A 23,738-nucleotide genomic window follows, 5' to 3' on the forward strand; every position below is an offset into this window, starting at 1 on the left:
TCCTCGATTGACAGATCATGAAACACGAAACGGGCGCGATGGCGGGCAAGACCCGCGGCGCCATTGCGGCAACCGACACAATCGGCGTTCCGCACTCCGTGTTCGAAGACATCTACGCGATGATCATCGGCATGGCCTTTGTGGTGGTGGGTCTGGTGCTGCTCAAGGCCGCCGGGTTGGTGACCGGCGGCGTGGCCGGCATTGCACTGCTCGCCTCCTATGTCTTTCCGCTGCCGGTTGGCACCATCTTCACGCTGGTGAACATACCGTTCTTCCTGTTCGCGTATTTCACGATGGGCCCGCGCTTCGCGCTCAAGTCCACCGTCGCGAGCTTCGGCATCACCTTCGCGCTTGCGGCCATGCCGCAGACGTTCAACGTGGCCTTCATCAATCCGCTGTTCGCCTCGTTCGTCGGCGGCACGCTGTGCGGCATGGGCATCCTGGCATTGGCCCGGCACGGGGCTGGCGTGGGCGGCACCGGCATCGTCACGCTGTGGCTGCAACGCGAGCGCGGCATCAACGCCGGCATCTCGCAGGTCTGCATCGACGCGACGATTCTGCTCGCCTCGCTCGCCACCATTCCGGCTGGCCGCGTCGCGTGGTCGGCGCTCTCGGCCGTTGCGATGAGCGGCATGGTCGTGGCATGGCACCGGCCGGGCCGCTACACCGGGCGCTGATCCGGACCGCGACCCGGACGATAGGCGCTCGCCTGACGCAGCAGCCACTCGCGAAAGACGCTCAGTGGCTGCCCATGCGTGAGTTCCGTCGGATACACGAGGTAATACGCCGACTCGGCCACACTCTTCACGTCGAACGGGATCACGAGGCCCAGCGCGTCGAGTTGCCCTTCCACGAAGAACTTCGGCACGAGCGCCACCCCGAGCCCGGCCGCCGCCCCGGCGATGAGCATCGTGTGCAGCTCGTAGCGCACGCCTTGCAGCGTGCGATTGTCTTCGATGCGCTGCTCGGCGAACCAGCGCGTCCAGGCGCTCGGGCGCGTCGTCGAGTGCAGCAGCGGATACGCCAGCAGATCGGCCGCCGAGCGCACCGGGCCGTCCAGTAGCGACGCCCGACAGACCGGCACCACCTCTTCCCCGAACAGATAGTCCGACGACGTGCCGGGCCACGTCGGCTGCCCGAAGTGAATGGCCGCTTCGAAGTGGGTCTCGTCGAATGTGAAGAGATCCGTGTGAACGCCCATGTTCACGCGCACGTCCGGGTGGCGTTCGTTGAAGTCCTTCATTCGCGGAATCAACCACTCCGACGCGAAAGTCGGCAGCACCGCCAGCTCCAGATACCCGCCGCCGCTGCCATGCGCCATGATCGAGAGCGTGTCGCGATCCAGTTGCTCGAGCGTGCGGCGCACCTGCGTACTGTAGAGTCGCCCGGCGCGCGTGAGCACCACGCGTTGCTTGGCCCGCACGAAAAGACGCACGCCGAGCTGCGCTTCGAGCGTGGCAATCTGACGCGACACGGCGCTCTCCGTAAGAAACAGCTCGCGCGCCGCGTGAGTGAAGCTCTCGTGCCGGGCGGCAGCCTCGAACGCCAGCAGCGCGGCGGTGCCGGGCGTCTTGAATTTACGCATGTTGATTCCAAAAACGCATCAAGTGGCAATTTTATCTCGCTTTACGCGCGCCCAGTCCGTTTCAATAATGCTGTCACTGCAAGAGGTAGGGAGCCAGCCCCGGGGGCGCCGCCTTTGCTTGCATGCCGAGCCCTGACACTCCGTGGCGCCGCCCAAGACGGCGCCCTCCCTGCGAGACAAACCGATGCGCAATGCCAACGTGCAGTCCCTGCTGGTCTCCCTGATTGGGCAGACGCGTACCGACGCGCTGTTCGCCACACTTAATTCCCCGTCGATCCTCGCCGACTGCGAGCCGGACCACGTGAGCCGCGCCGAGTTGGCGCAGGCCATGAACATGGCGCTGTTCGAGGGACTACTGGCGCGTTCGCCGAATGGCCGGACCTACACTGAAGAGACGATCGCGAACGGCGGCAGCGTCTATTTCGACCATGGCGCGTTGCGCACCGTGCGCTGGCATGAAAACGGCGCGCTACCGCCGGGCGAGGCGGCCTTCACGCGTATCCTGCGCCCGCTCGGCTTCCGTCTGAACGGTCGCTATGCGCTCGACCGTCTGGGCATGACGGGCCGAGCCTACGCGCATGAAGACGCCCCCGAAGAAATTTCGCAGTTTTTCGTGAGCGAGCTGCACCCGGAGCGCTTTTCGGAGACGTTCCAGCAAGCGGTGTCGCGCGTGGTCGGTACCTCGCGCGATCCGTTGACGCCGGCCGCCGTCGGCCAGTTGTGGGAGCTCGAGCGCGACGGCACGCTGCCGCTCGAAAGCGCACAGGCCTTGCTGCCGGTGATCGTGGGGGCGTTCGCGCGTCAGCACGACATGCCGAGCGAAGCCGACTATGAACTGCTGCTGGCCGAATCCGCCGAAATGGCGTGGATCGCGACCGAGGGCAACGCGTTCAACCACGCGACCGACCGCGTGGCGGACGTCTTCGCGCTCTCCGACGCCGAGAAGGCCAAGGGCCGCCCGATGAAACCCGAGGTCGAGCGCTCGCGCTCGGGACGCGTGTTCCAGACCGCGTATCGCGCCGACACGGTGCGCCGGGAATTCCGCGGCAAGGACGGCGAGACCGTCACGCGCGAGGTGCCGGGCTCGTTCTACGAGTTCATCACGCGCCATCGCGAGTACGACACCGCTGAGCGCCGCTGGAAGATCGACCTGCGTTTCGACGCCGGCAACGCACAGGGCATTTTCAAGATGACGGCCAACGCCAAATGAGTCTCGGCTCGCAGCCGGCGCACAATGGCGGCGTGTGCCCATGCTGCGCGCTTTACCGCCGGCGCGATTGCAACACCGTCGGCCAACATTGAATTCCATAAGGGGTAACAACGTGAACGCATCTTCCATTCTCAACGAACTGGGCATCGCCAAGCTGGCCGAGAGCGGCGACATCGCCGTGCATTCGCCGATCGACGGCGCGCTGATCGGCCGCGTGGCGAGCGCCTCGGTGGCCGACGCCCAGCACGCACTGGCGCGCGCGCAGAGCGCCTTCACGACATGGCGCAACGTGCCGGCGCCGCGCCGCGGCGAACTCGTGCGGCTGCTCGGCGAGAAGCTGCGCGAGCGCAAGCAGGCGCTGGGCGCGCTGGTTACGCTCGAAGCCGGCAAGATCCTGCAGGAGGGCCTGGGCGAAGTGCAGGAAATGATCGACATCTGCGACTTCGCGGTTGGCCTGTCGCGCCAGCTGTACGGTCTGACGATCGCTTCCGAGCGCCCGGGGCACCGCATGGCCGAGACGTGGCATCCGATGGGCGTGTGTACGGTCATCTCGGCGTTCAACTTCCCGGTCGCCGTCTGGTCGTGGAACGCGGCGCTCGCGCTCGTGTGCGGCAACGCCGTGGTGTGGAAGCCGTCGGAGAAAACGCCGCTGAGCGCACTGGCCGTGAACAAGCTGATGGAAGAAGTCATTGCCGAATTCGGCGATGCCCCGGAGGGCCTGACGGCGCTCGTAATCGGCGGCCGCGAGGTGGGTGAGGCGCTGGTCGCCGACCGGCGCTCCGCCATCGTGAGCGCGACGGGCAGCACCGAGATGGGCCGCAAGGTCGGTGTGGAAGTGGCGCGCCGCTTTGGTCGCTCGATCCTGGAGCTCGGCGGCAACAATGCCGGCATCGTCACGGGCAGCGCCGACATGGAGCTCGCCCTGCGCGGCATTCTGTTCTCGGCAGTGGGCACGGCCGGTCAGCGCTGCACCACGCTGCGCCGCCTGTTCGTGCACGAGAGCGTCTACGACAAGACGCTCGAGCGTCTGAAGGCGCTGTACGGCAAGGTCGCGATCGGCAATCCGCTGGAGCGCGGCACGCTCATGGGGCCGCTGATCGACGAAGGCGCATTCAGGCGCATGCAGGACGCGCTCGAGCGCGCGCGCGCGCAAGGCGGCAAGGTGACCGGCGGCGAGCGCCACGTCGTAGCCGGCGCCGAGAACGGTTTCTATGTGAAGCCGGCGATCGTCGAAATGCCGTCGCAGACGGAAGTGGTGCTGAGCGAAACCTTCGCACCGATCCTGTACGTCCTGAAGTACAGCGACTTCGCGGAAGCCATCGAGGCAAACAACGCCGCCTCGCACGGTCTGTCCTCGTGCGTGTTCACGACCGATCTGCGCGAAGCCGAGCGCTTCACGTCGTCGGCGGGCAGCGACTGCGGCATCGCGAACGTGAACATCGGTCCGAGCGGTGCGGAAATCGGCGGCGCGTTCGGCGGCGAAAAGGAAACGGGCGGCGGTCGCGAGTCGGGTTCGGACGCATGGAAGGGCTACATGCGCCGTGCGACCAACACTGTCAACTACTCGTCGGCCCTGCCGCTCGCGCAAGGCATCGACTTCTCGATCGAGTGAAGTCGCGATAGCAAAGCCTCCATGTACGCGTTCACTTCTCCGTTTGCCGATCCGGCCGGCTCGCCGATCCGTGAGCTGTTCAAATACCTGTCCGAGCCCGGCATGATTTCGTTCGCCGGCGGCTATCCGGCGAGCGACCTGTTCGACGGCGCGGGGCTGGCGGCCGCACAGGCCCGCGCCTTCGCGCAGCCGACGCGGTGCCTGCAATACGGTCCGACCGACGGCCTGGCCGAACTCAAGGCGCAACTCGTCGCGTTGATGGCTTCACGCGGCGCGCCGTGCGCGGCGCAGGAACTGCTGGTGACGACCGGCTCCCAGCAGGGGCTCGACCTGCTACTGCGCGTGATGGTGGCGCCAGGGGATGTCGTCGTCACGGAGCAGCCCGCGTATCCGGCCACGTTGCAGGCGCTGCGCCTGCAGCAGGCAACCATCGTGACCGCGCCGGTGGACGCGGACGGGCTCGACGTCGGCCATTTGTCCGCCCAGCTGCGCGAGGGAAGGATCGTGGCCCCGAAGCTGCTGTACACGGTGCCGACGTTTGCGAACCCGACGGGCGCGACCTTGTCGCGCGAGCGGCGCATTGCCCTGCTGAAGCTCGCCGTGGAATATCGATTCGTGATCGTCGAGGACGATCCTTACGGCGACCTGCGCTTCGCGGGCGAAGCGGTGCCGTCCCTGCTCGCGCTGACCCCCGAAGTGCCGGGGTCGCGCGATTGGGTCGTGCATTTTTCGAGCTTGTCCAAAATCGTGGCGCCCGGCTTGCGGATCGGTTGGACGATCGCACCGCCGGAGATCGCGCGCCGATGCGTGATCGCCAAGCAGACGGTCGACCTGTGCAGCGTGCCGTGGACGCAAGCCGTGGCGGCCGAGTATCTGGCAAACGGCGCACTGAGCCGGCATTTGCCCGAGATCACCGACGCGTACCGGCGCAAATGCGAGGCCATGTGCAACGCCCTGCGCGAGCGGCTGGGCAGCGCCATTCAATTCCACGCGCCGCAGGGCGGCATGTTCGTGTGGGCGCGATTGTCGGCGCGAAAGACCAGCGAGCTGCTGCCGCACGCGATCGCGCAGAAGGTGCTGTTCGTACCGGGCAAGGCCTTCTATGCGAACGATGCAGCCAATACAGACGATGCAGCCGAATCGTCGTTGCGCCTGTCGTTCGCCGCGCCGGCCGTGGACGCCATCGACGAAGGCGTGGCCCGCCTGGCGCGGGCGATGGCGGCGAGCGCCTCGCAAACGGCGTAGCGCACCGACGCTCGGCGGCAAAGCGTCCTCGCGAGCGCCGAGCGTTCCATTGGGCCGTGCTGTCGGCGGGTGGACTCAGAGCTTCACGCAGACGTTGCGCAGTTCGGTGTAGAACTCGAGCGAGTGCACACCGCCTTCACGTCCGATCCCCGACTGCTTCGCGCCACCGAAGGCGGTCCGGAGGTCGCGCAGGAACCAGGCGTTGACCCAGCACACACCGACTTCGAGCGCGGCGCCCATGCGATGCGCGCGGCTCACGTCGGTGGTCCACACGGTAGCCGCAAGGCCATACGGCGTCGCGTTCGCCATCTCGATGACTTCCTCCTCCGTGTCGAACGGCGCGATGTGGCAGCATGGCCCGAAGATCTCTTCACGAATGACCGATGCGGTCTCCGGCAGCCCCGTCCAGATCGTGGGCTGCACCCAGGCGCCTTCCTTCATCGACGCGGGCATGTCGGGCACGCCGCCGCCGGTGACCACCGTCGCCCCTTCCTCGCGCGCCTTCGCGTAATACGACAGCACCTTCTCGCGGTGCACCTGCGAGACGAGCGGCCCGAAGGTCGTCCCGGGCGCATACGGATCGCCGGGCGTCAGCGACTCCGCGCGCGCCTTGAGCGCCGCCACGAAGCGCTCGAAGATCGGGCGCTGAACGTAGACGCGTTCCGTGCCGAGGCAGACCTGACCGCTGTTGTCGAAGCTCGAGCGCGCAATGCCGGCGACAGCCTTGTCGAAATCGGCATCCGCGAACACGATGCCCGGGTTCTTGCCGCCGAGTTCGAACGAGACCGGACGCACGCCATTCGCGGCGGCTTTCATGATCGCTTCGCCGGTGCGCGTCTCACCGGTGAACGTGATGCCGTTCACGCCGGGATGTTCCGTGAGGAAGGCGCCGGCCGAATCAGGCCCGAAGCCATGAACGACGTTGTACACGCCAGCCGGCACCCCCACCTCGTTCATGACCTCGCCAAGCAGCGTGGCGGTCGCCGGCGTTTCTTCGGACGGTTTCACGACGACGGTGTTGCCGAAGGCCAGCGCGGGGCCGACCTTCCACGTCATGAGCAGCAGCGGCAGGTTCCACGGACAGATCACGGCAATCACGCCACGCGGCGTGCGCACGCCGTAGTTCAGCGCGTTGCCGCCGTCCGGGGCCACCATCGCGAACGACTCCGTCGGCACGTTCTTGATCATGTCCGCGAAGACCTTGAAGTTCGCGGCGCCGCGCGGGATATCGAGATGGCTTGCCAGACCGTGCGGCTTGCCCGTGTCGGCAATCTCCGCGGCGAGGAAGTCGTCGAAACGGCGATGGATGCCGTCGGCCACCGCGTGCAGCAGTTCCACGCGCTGCGCGACGGTCATCTTGCCCCACGGTCCCTGCAACGCGGCGCGGGCGGCGCGCACGGCGGCGTCCACTTCCGCACGCCCGGCTTCATGCACGTGCCCGATGAGGCCGTTGTCCACGGGGTTGCGGTTCTCGAACGTGCGGGCGGTCGACACCCACTCGCCGTTGATGAAATTCTGGAAATCCTTCATGTCTCGCTCTCTCGTTGTATCGGGTTGTATCGGGCCGTATTGGGTTGGTCCGGGCCGCTCGGGCGGCGGCGCGCCGCTCACGGCATGCCGCACACGATAAATCCGCCCGCCCGTCGCCGTCAACATTTTCTCGAGAATTTTTATTTATATCGATTTTTATTTAATTTAACGAAAATCCGGAGCAAGTTGCTTATAATCTCGGCATTCCCGACACACCGCGCACGCGCAGTGTCCCGCAACGTCACGCAACTTCCCGCAACGTCCCCTTACGCCCGGCTCATCGCCCAGTTCATCGCCCAGTTCATCGCCCAGCCCATCTCCCCTGCCCATCTTCCAGCCCCCCACGCACCGTATGCACAGCTCCAGTCCGTTTTCCCTCCAGGCCGCCGACGCCACGCTCGCGCAAAGCGCCTACCTGCGCCTGCGCGCCGACATCGTGCAAGGGCGGCTCGCACCGGGAGAGAAGTTGCGCGTCGAGCACCTGAAAGATCGCTACGAGGTGGGCGCCGGCACGCTGCGCGAGGCGCTCGCGCTGCTCGTCGCCGATGCGCTCGTCGTGCAGCACGGGCATCGCGGCTTTCGCGTCACGCCGATCTCGCTGGCCGACTTCATCGACATTACCGAGACGCGGGTGCAACTGGAGACCGAAGCGCTACGCCAGTCCGTGTCGCTGGGCGACGACGCCTGGGAGGCTGACCTGACGAGCGCGTTTCACCTGCTCACGCTCGCCGAGGAGCGACTGGGGGGTGCGGCGCAAGGCAAGGAAGGAAAAGGAGATGGCGAGGAGGGCGATGTGGGCGATGTGGGCGATGAGGAAGACAGCGGCAACGGCAGGGATGGCGGCGGCAACCGGTTTGCGCAGTGGGAGGCGCGCAATCGCGCGTTCCATGAGGCGTTGATCCGCGCATGCCCGTCGCGCTGGCTGCATCACTTCCTGGCGATCCTGTATCGCCAGTCCGAACGATACCGGCGCCTGTCGATCACGCACCGGCCGGTGCCGCGCGACGTTCACGAAGAACATCAGGCCATCTTCGATGCGTGCCTCGCGCGCGACGCGGACCGGGCCGCCGCACTGCTTGCCGCCCACATCCGCAAGACGCTGGAGGCCGTGCGCGAATTACCGGAGGCCATCCTCAACGCCGGGACGGCGCCGCTCGCGGCGGTGCGCTAGGCGCCGACACGTCCGGAACGGACCGCTCAGCGCGGCAAGCTCTCACGCACGATCTGCGCAAAATAGCGCGCGCCCACCGGCAAGATCGCGTCGTTGAAGTCGTACCCCGCGTTGTGCAGCGGGGTCGCGCCGGGTTCGTCGCCACAGCCGTTGCCGATGAAGGCGAAGTTGCCCGGCACGTGCTGAAGAAAAACGCCAAAATCCTCCGACGCCATTACCGGCGCCACGTCCGCGTCGACCATCGCCGCCCCCACGACCGCGCTCGCCGCCCGCACGGCGAGCGCCGTATTTTCGGCATGGTTGACCGTCGGCGCGAACTCGTGCGTGTATTCGAACTCGCAGTGCGCACCATGCATCGCGCACATGCCCGTGCAGATCTCGCGCATGCGCGACTCGAGCAGCCGCTGCACTTGCGGTGTGTAGCTGCGGGTGTCGCCCTTGATCACGACGTTCGTCGGAATCGCGTTGCGAATGCCGTCGGTGATGAACTCCGTGCACGACACCACCGCGGACATGCCCGGATCGACACTGCGCGAGACCACCGTTTGCAGCGCCACCACAATCTGTGCGCCGATCACGAGCGGATCGACGCCCATGTGCGGACGCGCCGCGTGCGTGCCCTTGCCGCGAATGCGGATGACGAAGTTGTCCTCGCTCGCCATGATGCCGCCCGCGCGCGTGGCGATGTGCCCGCTCGGAATGCCGGGCATGTTGTGTACGCCATAGATCGCGTCGATGGGAAAGCGCTCCAGCAGGCCGTCGGCGATCATCGCGCGCGCACCCCGGCCATGCTCCTCGGCCGGCTGAAAGATGAAACGGACGGTGCCGTTGAAGTCGCGCGACTCGGCGAGCAGCTTCGCCGCGCCCAGCACCATCGACATGTGGCCGTCGTGTCCGCAGGCGTGCATCTTGCCGCTCACCTGCGACGCATGCTCGCGACCCGGTGCGTTCTCCGCGATGGGCAATGCGTCCATGTCGGCGCGAATGCCGATGACGCCCTTGCCGTCGCCGGCACGCAGACTCGCGACCACGCCGGTGCCGCCGATGCCGCGATGCACGTCCAGCCCGAGGCTCTCCAGGATCTTCGCGACCGTCTGCGACGTGCCCACCTCCTCGAAGCCGGTCTCCGGCTGACGGTGAAACGCGTGCCGCCATGCACGCAGCGCCTTGGCGAAATAGATGTCCTGCGTCATGCGAGGCTCCCTCCGTGAGTCTGTCGGCGTGCGTGCCACGCCTGCCCGCGCGCGAGCACCGAATCCGCCGGCTCGCCGACGAGCTCGGCATACACGGACGGCGCCGTGGCGCCCTCCGTGTTGATCAGCAACACGCGCGACGCCGCGTCCAGGCCGATAGCCTGCGCCATCTCCGGCGAAGCGGCCGCCTGCATCAGGCCGGCCAGTCCCGCCGCCCCCGATTCGCCGGCGACGAAGGGCGCGTCGCGCTCGCTGCCGCGCGCAAGCCGCTGCATCGCGGCGACGGCCTGCGCGTCGGTGACGGTCATGAACGCGTCGACCGACGGTTGCAGGAAACGCCACGCCAGCGGCGAGGTTTCGCCGCACGCCAGCCCGGCCATGACCGAGTCGACCGAACCCGACGCGGATGCCGGCTTGCCGGCCATCGCGCTTTGATACAGGCAGTCGGCCTGCACCGGCTCGACGACCACGAACGTCGGACGCCACGCGCCCCAGCGCTCCCACACATAGCTCACGACGCCGGCAGCCAGTCCGCCCACCCCACCCTGCAGGAAGACGTGCGTCAGCGGGCACGCCTGGCCGTCGGCGTGCAGCGCCTCCTCGATCTCGGCTGCGATCACGCCATAACCTTGCATGACGTCGCGCGGAATCGCCTCATAGCCTTCGTAGGAGGTGTCCGAAACCACGTGCCAGCCATGGCGATGCGCGAGCGCCGCCGCCTCGGCCACCGAGTCGTCGTAGTTGCCCGCGATGCGAACGATCCGCGCACCGTGCGCGGCGATCGCCTGCTCGCGCTCTTCGCTCACGTGGGCGTGCAGCACGATCACGCAACGGCAGCCGATGCTCTGCGCCGCGGCCGCGAGCGCGCGTCCGTGATTGCCGTCGGTGGCGCTGATCACGGTGAAGTCCGACAGCGCATCGCGGTGCTCGCCCTGGAACAGCGTGGCGGCCGTGACGCCACTTCCGCCATGTTCCCCGTGTTCGCCATGTTCGCCGTATTCATCGTATCCGCCGTATTCGCGCAGCAGCAGGCGCGCGAGCGCGATCGGCGCGCCCAATGCCTTGAAGCTGCCGAGCGACGAGCGCCGCGCTTCGTCCTTCACCAGCACACCGCTCACGCCCAGTTCGGCGGCCAGCTCAGGCAGGACGCGCAACGGCGTACTGCCCGGGCGCAACCCGCTCCAGTGCGAGAGCCATGTGCGGCTCTGCTGCGCGCGGGCGATGCTCATGATGTCCTGAAGCGGCGCGGGATACGGCGCGCGCATGACATGCGGATTGACGTAAAGCATTGGGGGGCTCCGGTAAAGCAAATGAAGCGAATGAGGCGAATGAGACATGAGACGAATGAGCCGGCGAATTGCCTTGCCAGCGCCCGGCGGACGCCGCGTTGCGACGCGCGTTCGCAAACCTCGTTGATGGGCGTGGGCGTCTATGGGCGTCTATGGCGTCCGTGGCGTCCATGGGCATCGCCGGGCCCCGATTCAGCGCGCGATGCCGAGCCGCTGTGCGACGACGTCGAGCAGGACCTCGGCGCCGTGCACCAACTGGTCGTCATCGGTATGCTCGCGTGGGTTGTGGCTGATGCCCCCGCGGCTCGGCACGAAAATCATGGCGGCGGGCGCGATGCGCGCGATCATCTGCGCGTCGTGGCCGGCGCCCGACGTCATGCGCTTGTACGACAGGCCCATGCGCTTCGCGCTGGCTTCGATCGCCTCGGCGAGTGCGGCATCGAAGACGACGGGCGAGAAGCGCGCCAGCCGCTCGGTCGTCACGCGCACGCCCTCTTCCCTCGCAAGGGTCGCCAGAAATTCCGCAAAGCGCGCTTCGCCGGCGGCAAGACGCTGCTCGTCCGGGTCGCGCATGTCGACGGTAAACACCGCCTTGCGCGCGATCACGTTGATGACGCCGGGCTCGACGCGCAACGTGCCGACCGTCGCGAGGGTGGTGCCCGAGGCCACCGCGATGCGGCGAAGCTCGGCGACAGCCGCGGCGGCGACGTAACCGGCGTCGTGGCGCAGACGAGTCGGCGTCGTACCCGCATGATTGGCGTTGCCCTCTACGGTGACCTGCTGCCACGAGATCCCTTGCAGGTTTTCGACGACGCCGATCTCCAGCCCCTCGGCTTCGAGAATCGGCCCTTGCTCGATATGCAGTTCGAGGTACTCGTGCGGCACGAGCGTGCCCGGCGCCATGTCGCCGGCGTAACCGATGCGCACGAGTTCGTCGCCAAGGCGGGCACCGTCCGTGCCGATGGCGTCGAGCGCCTCGTCAAGCGGCAAGCCGCCCGCATGCACGAGCGAGCCCATCATGTCCGGGTGAAAACGCGCGCCCTCTTCGTTGGTGAATGCGGCCACGGTAATCGGTCGCGATGGCGAGATGCCGGCGTCGCGAAACGCTCGCACGACGGCCAGTCCGCCCAGCACGCCGTAGCAGCCGTCAAGCGCACCGGCGTTGACCACCGTGTCGATGTGCGAGCCCATCATGAGCGGGCGCAAGGGCGCATCGCCGGAGGCTGCCTCGGCAGCGAGCGTGCCGAAGATGTTGCCGATGCGGTCGATCTGCACGTCGAGATCGAGTTCGCGCATCCACGCGACGACCCGATCCCGACCGGCTTTCTCGGCGTCCGTGAGGGCAATGCGCGTGCGCCCGCCTGCGACGGGATCGGCGCCGATTTCGCCCAGCTCGCGAAGCTGCTGCAACAGAACGGAACCGTTCAGACGGAGGGGGGCGGCGACTTTCGAAGCTTGCATGAGTCAGTGATGTGTTGGCGGGTAAGGGATGGGTAAGGGATGGGTAAGGGATAAGTAAGGGATGGGTGAGGACGCGTAAGGATGAGCAAGAGCGAGCAAGAGGCCCGTAGGGGGGCGAGCAAGGGTTGGGACGCCTGCTCGGGCGGCGCCGTCTTCGCTGGCGGACGCGGCGGGTGCGCGCGTCACCGCTAGCGGAGTATCATCGGATAGCCTGAATAATATTCCGACGCGCGCGTAGTAATCGCGCGTTTTGGGCGTTCAAAACGAATTTTTGTTGCGCATCATGAGCCTGGACAGTTACGACGTCGCCCTGCTCGCGGCGATTCAGCGAGACGCGACCACTCCCCAGCATGCGCTCGGCGCGCAGGTGAATCTGTCGTCCGCGGCGGTAAACCGGCGGCTCAGGAAGCTTGCGGACGAGGGCGTGACGCGCAAGACCGTCACGCTGGTCGATCCCGCAAGCGTGGGTTATCCCCTGACGGTCATTACCGAAGTGGAGGTCGAGAACGAGCGGCTGGACCTGCTCGACGCCATGAAGCGCAGCTTCCTCGCGTGTCCGCAGGTGCAGCAGTGCTATTACGTCGCGGGAGAATGCGACTTCGTCGTGATCATGGTGGTACGCGACATGGCGCAGTACACCGAACTCACCCGAGCGCTCTTCTTCGAGAGCAACAACGTCAAGCGCTTCAAGACGCTCGTGACGATGAGCCACGTCAAGGCGGGACTGGAGGTGCCGCTGGACGCGGCGCAGAAGTAATCGGCGAGCCGCTGCGCCGGCAGGCGTGGCGCGGCCGGTCTCACGTCGGCCACGCCAGGTCGGTTGGGCGGGCGCGGCCGCCCGCGCGAGGCGTCGCGGGCGCTTCCTCGCGCGCGAGCGGCATGTGTTCCGCCCGCCACCTCACATTTCGTAGCGCAGCGTCACCATGGCGCTGCGCGGCGCGCCCGGCATGTTCAGGTTGGGACTGGAGCCGTGTGCGGAGACGATGTAGCCCTTGTTGAACACGTTGTAGACGTTGAGTTGCAGCGTCATCCGCTTGTACGCATACCACGCCATGAAGTCGGCCGTAACGTAGCCGGGCAGCGTCACCGTGTTCAGCGGGTCGGCCATGCGCGCGCCCACCAGATTCAGGCCACCGCCAACGCCAAAACCGCCGCCAAGGCGTTTCGTCAGCCAGAGATTGCCCGAATGGCGCGGCGTGAGCGTCGCGCGCTTGCCCTGCAGCGCGGGCGTCGACTTGGTGACGGTTGCATCGAGATACGCGTAGCCGGCCAGGATGCGCCAGCCTTGTCCGAGTTCCGCCGCCCCGCTGAGCTCCACGCCGTCGGTTCTCTGCTCGCCGATCGGGATCAACGCCGTACCGGCCGCGTTGGCGACCTTGATGTTGCTGCGCTCGAGCCGGAACACCGACACTGTCGTGGTGACCTTGCCGTCGAGCCAGTCGTACTTCGCCCCGACTTCGGTGTTCGTGGTGGTCTCGGGCGCGAGCTCGGCATTGTTGGCTGCCAGCGAAAACGCTTCGCCGGAAGGTTGGAAGGACCGGCTCCACGACACGTAATACGACTGCGCCGTGCTGGGCTGCCAGACCAGCCCCGCGCGCGGACTCCACGCCGTGTCGGTGCGCGAAAGATTGGGCTGGTTGGGACGGCGCTCAAACGTCTGCTGCTCGAACCGATCGTAACGAATGCCGAGCAATGCCTTCCAATGCTCGCTAAAGGCGATCATGTCCTGCGTGTAGAAACCGAGCGTCTTGAACACGCCGAGGTTGTTGGCCGTCGGCGTCGTCGAGGTATGCAGCGGCAGCGTCGGCAAACGCGGCGCGAACAGGTCGAAGTTGATCGTCTTGCCGCTCGCGTCGGTCACCGGCGCCGAATAGCTGACGAGATCCTTGTTCTGCTGGCCGATCTCCACGCCATACAGCAGCTCGTGCTTCATGCCAAAGAGCACGGCCTTTTGCGTGAGTTCGGACTGGTTGAACCAGCCGTGCTCCTCGCGATAGACGTTGCCGTGATTGAACGTCAACGTGCGATTGGCCTCGTTGACGGTGCCCACGAGCGTGTTGTTCCGATCGAGCGAATAGTGGTAGTAGCGGGTGGCGTTGCGGACCGACCACTCGTCGTTGAACTCGTGCTTGATCGTCGCGGTACTGGAATAGACGCGCGAGCGCGTGTAGTCGACGTCTCCCGCATTGGCCGCACCGTAATAGGCTGATGCCGGCACATCGACGGGGCGCCCCCGATAGGCCGGAATGCCGAAGTCGGTCAGACGGCGATCTTCCAGATAGTCCGCCTGCAGCAGCACGGTCGTCCTCGGCGCGAGGCGCAGTTCCAGGGAGGGCGCGACGGCCGAGCGGTTCAGAAACTGCTGGGAGCGGTAGCTCTTGCCTTCCTCGTGCGCCCCCGTGATACGGAACGCCGCCGCGCCGTCGCCCAACACGCGGGCGACGTCGGCTTCGACACGCCGGTCTGCCCAGGAGCCGTAGCTCACGCCGACGCTCGTCACGTCGACGCCGGGCTTCTTGGTCACCCGGTTGATCAATCCGCCGGACGAGCCGCGGCCGTACAGCACCGCGGCCGGCCCCTTGACGACCTCGATACGGTCGACGTTGGACAAATCGCGGAAATACAGCGCATCGTCGCGAATGCCGTCGACGAACTGGTCCGCGATGGCCGAAAACCCGCGGATGGTCACCTGATCGCGCTGGCCGTCACCCGTGGAAAACCCGATGCCTGCCACGTTTTTCAGGGCGTCCTGCACGGAATTCGCATGCTGATCGCGCATGACTTCCGCCGTCACCACGTTGACCGTCTGCGGAATGTCGCGCAGCGGGGCGTCGATCCTGGTGGCGCTCACCGCGCTCGTGGGGTTGTAGCCCTCGCCGGGATCGCGGATCGAACTGGCGTTGACCACCACCGCCGGCAGCACGGTCGCCGCCGCACCAGCCGATTCCGGGCCCGCCGGCTGCGCGCCGTCCTGTGCCAGCGCGGTGCCCACCATCATCGGCTGGCACGCGAGCGCCACCCACGCGACGCGGCGTGCCGGATGCAATACTCGTTTCATCTCCCTGCCTATCTTTTGTAATGATTCGTAATATAAAAACGAGACGCATTATCATTTGAAAGAAAAAGCAGGTCAATGACTGTTTTTTGCTCCGAATTTTGCTCCAAGGCGGGGGGCAGACCCGGCTGTCAGCCGGGCGCCGGGACGAAACCGGCGTCGCAAGGTATGGCCGCGGGCCGGAGATTACCGAACCGTCACGATGGCGAGATTTCCTCGCGCAGCACGTCGAGAAATGCGCGCATGCTCGCCACGCGCTGCTCGCCGATGCGTCGCGCGGTGCGCGTCGTCAGGCCGTCGGCCAGATGCAGCAGTTTCGTCTCGAAATGATCGAGCGCGAAACGCCGGTCGTCGAGCGGGCGCGCGGCGGCGAACGGATCGGCGGGGTCGTAGAGGCGGGAGCCGACACGGCCGGCAACGTAGAACGTGCGCGCGATGCCGATGGCGCCGATCGCGTCGAGCCGGTCCGCATCGCGCAGAATGTTCGCTTCCGGCGTCTCGGGCGCAATGCCCGCCGAGAAGCTGTGCGCCTCGATAGCGTGCGCCGTGGCGGCAATGCGCGCCGCGGGCCAGCCAATCGTGTGCAGAATGCCGCTGGCCTTTTGCGCCGACAAACGCGACGCGTGTGCGCGACGCGGATCGGTCTTCTCCACCTGCACGCAGTCGTGCAGCAACGTGGCGACAGCCAGCACCTCCAGATCGGCGCCGGACTCGCCGGCGGCGATCTCTTTCACGAGGCGCCACACGCGAATCAGATGCGATCCGTCGTGTGAACCGTCGCCGCTGTGCGACGGTTCCGTGGCGCCCGCGGCGGCGAGCACTGCGGCGATCGTGGTGCCGTAAGGCGCGAAGGCGTGGGCGAGCATGGCGATGATGTCCCGGCGGAAAGAGCCCGCAATTTTACCTGCCGGGGCGTCGTTCTTCGCCAAAAAAACGGGGACCCGAAGGTCCCCCAAACTGGGTGAGCAATCGAGTCGAATGTCGCCCCTCTCAAAGACGTTTGGCCTGCCGGATGCTGCGCAGGAAGGCTCGCGTGCGCTCCTGTTGCGGATCGCCGAAGATCTGCTCGGGCGGCCCCTCCTCACAGACCACGCCGTCGCACAGAAAGCAGACCTTGGACGCGACCTCGCGTGCGAAGCCCATCTCGTGCGTGGCGAGCAGCATGGTCATGCCGTCGTGCGCCAGATCGCGCACGATGTTCAGCACTTCGGAGACCAGTTCCGGATCGAGCGCCGAGGTGATCTCGTCGAGCAGCAGCACCATCGGGTCCATTGCCAGCGCGCGCACGATCGCCACGCGTTGTTGCTGGCCGCCCGACATGCGGTCGGGATACTCCGCTGCCTTGTGCGCGAGACCGAAGCGCTCGAGCAGCGCCATCGCACGATCCTCGGCCTCGCGGCGAGGCTGCCCGAGCACGCGGATCGGGGCGAGCGTCACGTTCTCCAGCACCGTCATGTGCGGAAACAGGTTGTAGCCCTGAAACACGATGCCGATGTCGCGGCGCAGCGAATTGACATCGACGCCCGGCCCCGAAATCCGGTCGCCGTGCACGAGGATCTCGCCGGCGTCGATGGGCTCGAGCCCGTTGATACAGCGCAGCAGCGTGGACTTTCCCGACCCCGAGGGGCCGATGAGGCAGACCACCTGATGCTCTTCGACGCTCAGCGCGAGCCCGTTGAGGACCGGCACGTCGCCGTATGACTTGGTGACGTCGCGAATCTCGAGGAATGACATGGTCGTTCGCTCCTTCAGGCGCCGCCCGCACGCATGCGGGCCCGGTCGCGTTGCGCCATCCGTTCCACGAAACGCACCTGCGGGATCGAGATGATGATGAACAGCACGGCCACGGTCGTGGCAGCCGACAGGTTGTAGTGATTCGAGGCGATGACCATTGACTGGTTGAAGGAATCGATCACGCCGACCACGTTCACGAGCGCGGTGTCCTTCTGCAGCGCGATGAATGCGTTGAGCAGCGGCGGGATGATTTGCCGGATGCCCTGCGGCAGCACCACGAAGCGCAGGGTCTGCGTGTACGACAGGCCGAGCGAGCGGGCGGCGGCCACCTGGCTCCAGTGAACGCCCTGAATCCCCGCGCGGTAGATTTCCGCCACGTAAGCGCCGACGGTGAGCGTCAGCGCGATCACGACATACGTGGTGAGCGACAGGTCCTTCAGGATCGGCACGCCGGTGAGCGGCAGGCCGAAGCCGACCAGATAGATGACCAGCACGGCCGGCATTGCGCGGAAAATATCGACGTAGGCCGTGGCAATGAAGCGCAGTGGCTTGCCCGCCTGCCCCGGCGCGAACATCGCCAGTGCCACGACGAGGCCCCAGATCAGCACGAAGACTTCCGCGATGATGAAGATCTTCACGTTCACCCAGAACGCGTCGAGCACGAGCGGGAACGTCTTGACGATCAGCGGCAGGAAGAAAAACGTCTTGGCCACGGCGAGATGGTTCGCGAGCACGAACTGCAGCGCAAGCACGACGATGACCTGCGCGAGCGTGTAACCGAGCGCGATCCAGCTCTGGACGTCTGCCTCGGCGCGCGCCACGCGCGCGGCGACGACGTCGCGGCGCGCGGCGGCGCGGCGAAACGCGCGCCATCGCGCGAATGCCCGGACAAGCGGCATGAGCACGATCAGCGAGACGAGGCCGAGCAGCACGGCGCCCACGGGCACCCACCAGCCGTCGAGCTGGTTCGCGACGAGGCCTTCGCGCAAGGCGACGATCGTGTAGGCGCTGCCCGCGATGGCGACGAGCGCACCGATCAGCGCCACGAGCAACAGCGTGAACGGCGAGGACGGCATGCCGCCGATGTTCAGCCGCCGCTCGCGCCCCGCCGCGCCGATCCCGGCGCCGGCCGCCTTCCGAGGGGATTCGCTCATCGACACGGTGACCTCACGGCGTCAGTACCGGCACTTTGGCCGGGTCTGCCCCGAGGCTCGGCACCAGGTACTGCGTGGCCAGCCGGTCGAATGTACCGTCCTTCTTCATCTCGGCGATCAGCTTGTTGAACGCCGCGAGATTCGGCGAATCCTTGTTCACCAGACCGCCCCACTGCTCGCTCGTGTCGTAGCGCCCCACGACTTCGAAGCGGCCTTCGGACTTCTTCGCGATGGACAGCACGTTGGGCGTGTCGTACAGCACGGCATCCACCTGGCCGGCGGCGAGCGCGGCGTACATGGCGGCCGTGTCGGTGTAGACCTTCGGGTGCTCGGCGACCTTCACCTTGTCGGTCAGGTACGGCAGGATGGTGGTGCCCTGCTTCACGCCGAGGCGCATCTTCTTGATGCTGTCCTTGTCGACCTTGGTTCCCGTCTTGACGAGGACGCCCTGGTCCGAGGTGAAGTACGGATCGGTGAAATTCACGACCTTCTTGCGCTCGTCGGTGATGGTGATCTCGCTCAACGCAATGTCGAAGCCCTTCGCCTGACCGGTGACGACCTGCGCGAACGAGCGGTTCACCACGATCACGCGATCGAGGCCGGCGCGATACGCCATGTTGGCGGCCATGCAGTATTCGAAGCCGTCCTTGATGGTGTCGGGCGAGTCACCGTTCCACCAGCCGGGCGCCGGCAGCACGGGACGCACCGACAGCGCGCCCGGCGTGACCGTCTCGAGCTTCACCGAGCCGCGCGTGCCGGTGACTTCGCACTTGCCGTAATCGGGCGCGGCCGCGGCACTCGCGCAAAGGCCGCCCAGCACGGCCGAAATGAGCAGCATGCGCGCGTGCGCCATCTTGCGAGGTGCGCGTGTCTTGTCTTGCCGTTCGATCAGTTTCATGGGGGAGTCTCCTTGCGTCTTCGAGGTTCGAGGTTGTGTCTGACGACGTTGAGCGGCCGGGGGGCGGTGCCCCACGCGCTCGGGATTTCGCCGCGTCGCGGCACCGCTACGTTACTGTGAATTTGCCAAAGCGCGCGCGACATTCACGCCACCCGCGCCGGCGTTGCTTCGGGGCGATCAGTCCGGCAGCGCCGCCGCCGGTTGCGCGATGCCGCCGCGCGGCCTGCCCGACTCGACGTCGCCCCAGAGCACCGCGTGATCTTCCGGCAGTGCGCGCGAGTTCGGCATCGACAGCCACAGCCGCATGAGCATGCGGTCCTGGCCGGTCGTCGCGTCGTCCTTGAACGCCGTGCGGCCGTGATAGACGATGTGATTGTTCAGCAGTTGGATGTCGCCCGGTGCGAAGCGCATCTCGAAGCATTGCTCTTCGGCCACGGCCATGAGCATTTGAATGGCTTCGTGTTCGGCTTCGGAGAGCTTGCGCACGCCGGGCAGCATCTGCGCGTTCTCGATGTAGGTCAGCGAGAAATGACTCGTGAGCTTGCCGTCGCGCACGCCGAAAATCGGCAAATCGTAAGCGATATGCTCGCCGCCCGCCTCCTCGCCGAAACGGCTGCGCGGAATCGGCTTGCACAGCAGCGCGTGCAGGTCCGGGCGGCGCGCGAGAATTTCGTTGTACACCGTCGCACTGCTCGCGAGCTTGCTCACGCCGCCTTCGGACGCCTGGCGCACGCACAGCAGGCCCACCACGTCGCAACGATCGGTGTGAAAGCGCAGTTGACCCGGCGAGAGCGTGCGTGCGCCCGAGGACAGAAACGGCTTGCCGGCGCTGTCGACTGTCGCGCCGTAAAGCCGGGCGCCGACGCCCATGCCTTCGTCCTTGATCTCGCGCATGACCTCGCCGCGGCGATTCTGGAACATCGGCGTGCCCAGATGCGCGCCCAGCGCGAACCACATGCGGCGCAGTTGCTCCACGCTGTAGCGCGTGACGTCGAGGCCGCGGATCTTGACCATGCCCGAGCCGTTTTCCAGCTCTTCGCGCACGTCGTCGAAGAAAGCAGCCGCATCCGGCAGCGGGAAGTTGTGCCGGTTGACGTTGCGCCAATCGATGTCCTTCGTTGCGTCCAGCGCAGCGTCGATTTGCTCGAGCACGATCGGCGGGAATGTCTTGACCCAACGATCGTGATTGACCATTTCGGTCCCTCGCCAAACACACGCGCCTTGCAGACTCTGCGACTCGGCCATGAAATCCTCCTGATAGATGTGATGAGCAGTACGCCTTACGTTGTATATACATGTAAAGACGTTACACCCATCTTTTGAAGTCCGACAATCGGGAGCGGCGTCCAATCAGGGAAAGTCCTAGCCTCGGAAAACAACAGGCTCGCGAAGCTTGTTTGCGCAACGGCATGACGGCTCGCAACGCCTTGCCCGGCGGGCTGGACGGCGCGAATCGCGGGTCTGAAATCCCGCGCGGGACGACCCTAACCCCCGGGTACGTGGACTCCCGGTCGACTCGACTATACGCGAACAAAATTGTCTACGTATATTATTTATTATTTTCGTATACGATTTGACGAGAACAACGCCTCGCTCTCGTGCCGGACGGCCCGCGCTTCCGGAAGAGACGGCGGTGGAACGCGAGGCCGCCGAGGCGCGCATGAAAATGCGAAGGCGAGCGACCGGCGCGAGCTGTGTGATCAGGCGTATGTCTTGCCGGTCAGACGGAAATAGGCCATCACTTCGCGTTGGGTTTGCTCGAGGTGTTTGCGAAGCAGACGCACAGCCGTCTTCGTGTCGCCGGCCGTGCACGCCTGATGGATGGCGACGTGCTCGTCGTAGGAGCGCTGATGATCGTTGACGGCGAGGAGGTGAGCGCGCAGAAAGCGCCCCATGCGCTCCTGCGCGGCCTGCGCGGTGGCGACCAGGCGCGGCCGGTTCGCCGGAGCGTAGAGCGCCTGGTGAAAGGCGAGATTGAGCTCGCTCCAGGACTGCGGGGTGTCGGCCTTCTCGTAGCGCTTGAGCAGGTGTTCGGCAAGTGCGAGGTCGCTGGGCGCCATGTTCGGCACGGCGATCTCGAGCGCGCGGCATTCGAGCGCGATGCGCAGATCGAGCATCTCCACGCAGTCGCTTGCGGTGAGCGGTGTGACGAATGCACCGGCGTTGCGCTTGAGTGTCACCCATCCCTCGGATTGCAGACGCATGAGCGCTTCGCGCACGGGGATCTTGCTCACGCCGATTTTGGCCGCGACGTCATCCTGCCGAATGGGCGCGCCTTCCGGCAATTCGCCGGACAGGATCTGCCGGCGAATTTCTTCGTAGGCGCGCTCGACGGTGGAGAGGAGAGGAACGTCGTTCATGGTCACGGAAGACGGCGGATCGGAGTGAGGTGGACGACGCGTGAATTATACAATTCACGACTTCCGTATACTTTTTCGGAAGATACAAAAAAGCCCGCAACCCAAAAAGGGGGCGGGCTTTCGTTCGTTGCGCGCGAAGGTCGCGTTAGAACGGAATATCGTCGTCCATGTCGTCGAAGCCGCCGGACGGCTTGGCCGGCGCTTGCTGGCGGCCACCGCCGCCGCCGCCGCCGCGCGAATAGCCACCGCCACCTTCGTCGCCGCCGCCCCGCGAGTAACCGCCACCGCCACCGCCTTCGCCGCCGCTGCTGCGGCCGCCGAGCATCTGCATCTGGTCAGCCACGATTTCCGTGCTGTAACGGTCCGTGCCGTCCTGCGCCTGGTACTTGCGCGTGCGGATGCGGCCTTCGATGTACACCGACGAACCCTTCTTCAGGTATTCGTTGACAATCTCGGCCAGACGACCGAAGAACGACACGCGGTGCCACTCCGTCATCTCCTTGAATTCGCCGCTCTGCTTGTCCTTGTAACGATCGGTCGTCGCCAGACGGATGTTCGCGACCGCATCGCCGCTCGGCATGTAGCGGACTTCGGGGTCGGCGCCGAGATTGCCGACCAAAATGACTTTGTTGACTGATGCCATGAATCTTTCTCCGGTATTGCTGAAATCCGTTCAGGACTGACGAGGCGCTGGCGTCCTCATCGGTGCGGCGATTATAAGCCACACGAATGCCCCCGCCGCGCAGGCGGCGAATATTGCGTTTTGACCGTAGTGGGTCATCAGATAACCCCCTAGCGCACCACCGCAGAACAGCCCGAGGGCCTGCGTCGTATTGTAGACGCCCACGGCCGCGCCCTTGCGCTGCCCCAGGGCCAGCTTCGACACCAGCGACGGCTGCGACGCCTCGAGCACATTGAAGCCGAGGAAGTAGACGAAAAGCACCACCGCGATCACGCCGACCGTCGGCGGCAGCCCGCCGAGGGCCACCTGCGCCGCCGCCACCAGCGCAATCGCCGAGAGCAGCACCGCCTTCATTTTTCCACGCTTTTCAGCGGCGATGATGGCCGGCACCATCGCCACGAACGACAACCCCATCACGGGAAGATAGATCTCCCAATGCTGCGCCACCGGCAAGCCGGCCGCCACCAGCATGCGCGGCATCGCCACGAAAAGCGCCGTCTGCGTGGCATGCAGCACGAACACGCCGAAATTCAGGCGCAGCAGCTCCGGGTTGTGCAGCACTTCGGAAAACGGTGCCGGACCGGCCAGCGCATGCGGGGGCGGCGCGGGCACGACCCACAGCACAACGAAAATCGCCAGGACGGCCAGAATGCCGATCGCCGAAAAAAGCCCGCTCATGCCCAGCCAGTGATACAGGAACGGCGCACATACGATGGCCACCGCAAACGACACGCCGATGCTCCCGCCGATCATCGCCATCGCCTTGGTCCGGTTGGCGTCGCTCGTCAGATCGGCCACGCAGGCCATCACCGCCGACGAGATCGCGCCCGCGCCCTGCACCGCCCGGCCGACGATGATCCACGTCAGATCGTGCGCCATGGCGGCGATGAGCGAGCCGAGCGCGAATACGATCAGCCCGAAGACGATCACCGGCTTGCGGCCCAGGCGGTCCGACGCCCAGCCGTAAGGAATGTAGAGCAGCGACTGCGTCAGACCGTAAATGCCGATGGCCAGCCCGACGAGGAACGTATTGTTGCCGCCCGGGATCGTCTGCGCGAATACCGAGAACACCGGCATGATCAGGAACAATCCGAGCATGCGAAGCGCAAAAATCCCCGCGAGCGACGCGCTGGCGCGCACTTCTAGCGGGGTCATGCGGCCACCTCGGCCGCGCGTCGTGGCAGGGGAAGCGGAAGTCACGGAATCGATAGACATTACGTCCTGAGGGATGGAAATGGCAGGAAAAAACCGCTTGCTGTCCCGGAGTCGCCCGGATGGCGTCCGGATAGCGCCCGATGTCTGGCGTTCCTGCCGCCGAAGGCGCGAAGGAGGGGCGCCAGCCTCTGGAAATCGGGCGGTTCGGCCCCATCTGCACCGGGTGCCGGCGTACCGCTCCGGATGGCCCGCCAGACGGTTCAGCTCCGGCAATCAAACTTAGGTATATTAGCAGGTTTAGCCGCCCGGATTTCCCCCCAGCGGCCCGCCCGACCGCTCCCGCCGCCCTGCCGCGTCGACGCCCGGCCAACGCCGTGCCGACGCGGCTCGACGTTCCGGGAAAT

The 23,738-nt window shown here is 66.1% G+C and carries 20 protein-coding genes; 6 read left to right on the top strand and 14 right to left on the bottom strand.

All coding sequences use genetic code 11. The annotated features are described in order from the left end of the window. The first annotated feature begins 17 nt into the window (after window positions 1-17). Window positions 18-677 carry a YitT family protein gene (locus tag CDN36_RS05295; protein ID WP_150553789.1) on the top strand — a complete coding sequence of 220 codons (660 nt, stop codon included), beginning with the start codon at window positions 18-20 and terminating at the stop codon, window positions 675-677. Here CDN36_RS05295 and CDN36_RS05300 read toward each other — a convergent pair. Further along, window positions 662-1,585, bottom strand: coding sequence for a LysR family transcriptional regulator (locus CDN36_RS05300; protein WP_287496180.1), 924 nt, complete (start codon window positions 1,583-1,585; stop codon window positions 662-664). The two genes, CDN36_RS05295 and CDN36_RS05300, sit on opposite strands and share 16 nt — an antisense overlap. Before the next feature lie 184 nt (window positions 1,586-1,769). Between CDN36_RS05300 and CDN36_RS05305 the strand changes: the two genes are divergently transcribed. The 3 genes from CDN36_RS05305 to CDN36_RS05315 all read left to right on the top strand — a co-directional run bounded on the left by CDN36_RS05305 (window position 1,770) and on the right by CDN36_RS05315 (window position 5,652). Then, complete coding sequence (locus tag CDN36_RS05305; RefSeq protein WP_287496181.1) at window positions 1,770-2,795, top strand: DUF1338 domain-containing protein; 1,026 nt, start codon at window positions 1,770-1,772, stop codon at window positions 2,793-2,795. A 112-nt stretch (window positions 2,796-2,907) separates the two neighbouring features. Further along, window positions 2,908-4,407, top strand: coding sequence for an L-piperidine-6-carboxylate dehydrogenase (gene amaB, locus CDN36_RS05310; protein WP_287496182.1), 1,500 nt, complete (start codon window positions 2,908-2,910; stop codon window positions 4,405-4,407). A gap of 21 nt (window positions 4,408-4,428) precedes the next feature. Next, window positions 4,429-5,652 (top strand): aminotransferase-like domain-containing protein, encoded by a 1,224-nt coding sequence (locus CDN36_RS05315; protein ID WP_287496183.1) that lies wholly within the window; start codon window positions 4,429-4,431, stop codon window positions 5,650-5,652. Between the two features lie 75 nt (window positions 5,653-5,727). Here CDN36_RS05315 and CDN36_RS05320 read toward each other — a convergent pair whose 3' ends face one another. Further along, complete coding sequence (locus CDN36_RS05320; protein ID WP_287496184.1) at window positions 5,728-7,182, bottom strand: 2-hydroxymuconic semialdehyde dehydrogenase; 1,455 nt, start codon at window positions 7,180-7,182, stop codon at window positions 5,728-5,730. 352 nt (window positions 7,183-7,534) lie between these two features. Here CDN36_RS05320 and CDN36_RS05325 point away from each other — a divergent pair, with 352 nt between their 5' ends. After that, on the top strand, window positions 7,535-8,353 hold the full coding sequence (locus CDN36_RS05325; protein ID WP_287496185.1) for a GntR family transcriptional regulator: 819 nt from the start codon (window positions 7,535-7,537) through the stop codon (window positions 8,351-8,353). A 26-nt stretch (window positions 8,354-8,379) separates the two neighbouring features. Here the strand turns inward: CDN36_RS05325 and CDN36_RS05330 are convergent, their stop codons facing one another. The 3 genes from CDN36_RS05330 to CDN36_RS05340 form a co-directional block, all read right to left on the bottom strand. Next, window positions 8,380-9,546 carry a M20 aminoacylase family protein gene (locus tag CDN36_RS05330; RefSeq protein WP_150553795.1) on the bottom strand — a complete coding sequence of 389 codons (1,167 nt, stop codon included), beginning with the start codon at window positions 9,544-9,546 and terminating at the stop codon, window positions 8,380-8,382. Next, on the bottom strand, window positions 9,543-10,835 hold the full coding sequence (locus tag CDN36_RS05335) for a diaminopropionate ammonia-lyase (RefSeq protein ID WP_287496186.1): 1,293 nt from the start codon (window positions 10,833-10,835) through the stop codon (window positions 9,543-9,545). The genes CDN36_RS05330 and CDN36_RS05335 overlap by 4 nt, the downstream gene beginning before the upstream one ends. A 192-nt stretch (window positions 10,836-11,027) precedes the next feature. Continuing rightward, window positions 11,028-12,296 carry a Zn-dependent hydrolase gene (locus tag CDN36_RS05340; protein ID WP_150553797.1) on the bottom strand — a complete coding sequence of 423 codons (1,269 nt, stop codon included), beginning with the start codon at window positions 12,294-12,296 and terminating at the stop codon, window positions 11,028-11,030. Window positions 12,297-12,579: 283 nt separating this feature from the next. On the opposite strand from CDN36_RS05340, the gene CDN36_RS05345 reads away from it, so the two are divergent. Then, a complete protein-coding gene (locus tag CDN36_RS05345; RefSeq protein WP_287496187.1) occupies window positions 12,580-13,053 on the top strand; it encodes an Lrp/AsnC family transcriptional regulator in 474 nt (157 codons plus the stop codon). A 141-nt stretch (window positions 13,054-13,194) separates the two neighbouring features. Here the strand turns inward: CDN36_RS05345 and CDN36_RS05350 are convergent, their stop codons facing one another. The 9 genes from CDN36_RS05350 to CDN36_RS05390 form a co-directional block, all read right to left on the bottom strand. Continuing rightward, the gene (locus CDN36_RS05350; RefSeq protein ID WP_287496188.1) at window positions 13,195-15,354 is read right to left on the bottom strand and encodes a TonB-dependent receptor; all 2,160 of its coding nucleotides are present in this window, start codon (window positions 15,352-15,354) and stop codon (window positions 13,195-13,197) included. A 194-nt stretch (window positions 15,355-15,548) separates the two neighbouring features. Beyond that, window positions 15,549-16,217 (bottom strand): HD domain-containing protein, encoded by a 669-nt coding sequence (locus CDN36_RS05355; RefSeq protein WP_150553799.1) that lies wholly within the window; start codon window positions 16,215-16,217, stop codon window positions 15,549-15,551. Between the two features lie 124 nt (window positions 16,218-16,341). Then, window positions 16,342-17,085, bottom strand: a complete 744-nt coding sequence (locus tag CDN36_RS05360; RefSeq protein ID WP_150553800.1) for an amino acid ABC transporter ATP-binding protein — start codon at window positions 17,083-17,085, stop codon at window positions 16,342-16,344. A gap of 14 nt (window positions 17,086-17,099) precedes the next feature. After that, window positions 17,100-18,239: an amino acid ABC transporter permease gene (locus tag CDN36_RS05365; RefSeq protein ID WP_150553801.1), complete on the bottom strand. Its 1,140-nt coding sequence runs from the start codon at window positions 18,237-18,239 to the stop codon at window positions 17,100-17,102. A gap of 13 nt (window positions 18,240-18,252) precedes the next feature. Then, a complete protein-coding gene (locus CDN36_RS05370; protein ID WP_150553802.1) occupies window positions 18,253-19,137 on the bottom strand; it encodes an ABC transporter substrate-binding protein in 885 nt (294 codons plus the stop codon). Between the two features lie 177 nt (window positions 19,138-19,314). Beyond that, window positions 19,315-20,382 carry a TauD/TfdA family dioxygenase gene (locus CDN36_RS05375; protein ID WP_150553803.1) on the bottom strand — a complete coding sequence of 356 codons (1,068 nt, stop codon included), beginning with the start codon at window positions 20,380-20,382 and terminating at the stop codon, window positions 19,315-19,317. Between the two features lie 455 nt (window positions 20,383-20,837). Continuing rightward, complete coding sequence (locus tag CDN36_RS05380) at window positions 20,838-21,497, bottom strand: GntR family transcriptional regulator (protein ID WP_150553804.1); 660 nt, start codon at window positions 21,495-21,497, stop codon at window positions 20,838-20,840. Window positions 21,498-21,642: 145 nt separating this feature from the next. Continuing rightward, complete coding sequence (locus CDN36_RS05385) at window positions 21,643-22,140, bottom strand: single-stranded DNA-binding protein (RefSeq protein WP_287496189.1); 498 nt, start codon at window positions 22,138-22,140, stop codon at window positions 21,643-21,645. A 30-nt stretch (window positions 22,141-22,170) separates the two neighbouring features. Then, entirely contained in the window at window positions 22,171-23,334 is a 1,164-nt protein-coding gene (locus CDN36_RS05390) for an MFS transporter (RefSeq protein ID WP_287496190.1), read from the bottom strand. Window positions 23,335-23,738 lie beyond the last annotated feature (404 nt).

Origin of the sequence: Pandoraea sp. CB10b_02, from assembly GCF_002216225.1 — a bacterium.
Taxonomy (GTDB): domain Bacteria; phylum Pseudomonadota; class Gammaproteobacteria; order Burkholderiales; family Burkholderiaceae; genus Pandoraea; species Pandoraea nosoerga.